General features: G+C 77.5%; 1 protein-coding gene. It reads right to left on the bottom strand.

The genetic code is table 11. The annotated features are described in order from the left end of the window. A partial coding sequence (locus ACFU7D_RS29950) for a hypothetical protein (protein ID WP_378874222.1) occupies positions 1-1,014 on the bottom strand: 1,014 nt, incomplete at both ends.

Here is a 1,014-nt window from a genome sequence, read left to right as displayed (position 1 = left end):
CCTGGAGACGGACCGATACCTCCGCGAGGGCCTCCCCGGTGAGCCACCGGGCGGCAGGTCCCGGCCGTGACCAGGCGAGGGAGGCGAGCGAGGCATCGGCCGGGGTGTCGAGGTCGGGGGCGTCCCGGTTGGCGTCGGGCAGCAGGGACGCGGCCGTCTCCAGCCCGGTGCGGTAGGACGTACGGGCCAGCCGACGGGCCGCCCGGTAGACGGCCAGCGGGACGAACAGGGAGTGGGTGGAGGGGCCTTCGGCCCGGGCGAGCGCGGCGACGGGCCGCAGGAGGTGACGTCTGCGCCGGTCCATGAGGAGGTCGGCCAGCCGTGCCGGGTGCGCGTCCAGGACCTGCCGTGCGCCGTGGCCGACGAAGTGGTCCGCGCTGCCCGCGGACAGCCGGCGGCGGTGGCGTTCGGCGACGACCAGGGAGGGGGCGGGTTCGTCGGTGAGCGGGCCGCTCTCCAGTGACGCGTAGGGCAGCGCCTCCTCGCCGGCCGCCACGACCACGTGGTGCAGACGGGGGTTGGCGGCGATGGCCCTGGCCCGCTCCATCTCGTCCTCGCGGCCCGGTGCGGAGAGGTCGTTGAACGTGACGGCCAGCAGGCGTTCGCCCGCGCCCGTCCCGTGGCCGAGCACGGTGCCCGGCAGCCCGGGCAGTCCCGAGGCGAGCAGCGCGAGAGTGGCGGAGGCGCTGCCGCCGGAGAGGTCGGCGCCGATACCGGGGACGGGCGCCCCCCGGGCCGCACGGCGTTCGGCGGGACCCATGCCGGGCACGGGCCCCGGGTCGGGCGGCAGGGTCTCCGGAGCGTGGCGCGGGGCCGTGAGCCGCGCGCGTACGGCTTCGACGAGCGCGTCGCGTACGCCTTCGACCGCGCTCACCGGGTCGGCCTGGGGGGCGGCGACGGCGAGCGAGGCCACCGGCTCGTACCCGGCGATCTCGCGGGCCCCGGCGCGCAGGATCAGTGCGTGCCCCGGCGGAACGCGCTTCACGCCGTCGTACGGGGTGGAGTCGTCCAGCG

Source organism: Nocardioides sp. NPDC057577, from assembly GCF_042801335.1.
Classification (GTDB): Bacteria; Actinomycetota; Actinomycetes; order Propionibacteriales; family Nocardioidaceae; genus Nocardioides.
Note: the sequence above shows the minus strand (reverse complement) of the source record. Positions and strands in the feature narration are given on the sequence as shown.